The organism is Pseudomonas sp. 43(2021) (assembly GCF_017490805.1).
GTDB lineage: Bacteria > Pseudomonadota > Gammaproteobacteria > Pseudomonadales > Pseudomonadaceae > Aquipseudomonas.
In genome coordinates this window covers 1-556 of sequence record NZ_JAFGYJ010000210.1, presented here as the reverse complement: position 1 = coordinate 556, position 556 = coordinate 1, and the positions used below count along the sequence as shown (strand labels likewise).

Sequence of the window (556 nt, the reverse complement as noted above, 5' to 3'; positions counted from 1 at the left end):
GCACAGTTTCGGTTGGTAGAACACCGCCAGTTGCTGTTCTTCAATGGCCCTGCGCAAGTGGTTTTCCAGCTGCAAACGCTCGAGTGTGCTGGCTTGCAGACTGTCGGTGAAGAACTGGAAATTGTTGCCGCCCAGATGTTTGGCATGCTGCATGGCCATGTTCGACTGGCTGACCAGCGCCGAGATCTCACGCGCGTTGTCCGGCAACAGGCTGATGCCCATCGAAGCGCTGACCACCAGTTCATGCCCGTCAACGCTCAGCGGCAAACGCAGCTTGGCCGACAACCGCGTCGCTACCCGTGCCAGGCTCGACAGATTGCCGTAGGCATCGAACAGCACAGCAAATTCGTCACCGGACAAGCGCGCAATGGTGTCGGCTTCCGGCAAGGCATTGACCAGCCGCCGGGCCATCTTCTGCAGGAGCTGATCGGCGACTTCATGGCCGAGACTGTCATTGAGCAATTTGAAGCGATCGAGATTGATGTGCAGCAACGCCAGACTGCGGCGCCCGCCCTGGCGCACGCGCTGATGGGCTTCGTGCAGGCGTTCGCGGAAC

1 protein-coding gene is annotated in these 556 nt (G+C 60.1%); it reads right to left on the bottom strand.

Going from position 1 to position 556, the window contains the following annotated elements; translation table 11 throughout:
- Positions 1 to 556 (bottom strand): GGDEF domain-containing protein (locus tag J5M71_RS26795; RefSeq protein ID WP_207838529.1); only part of this gene is annotated, 556 nt, incomplete at both ends.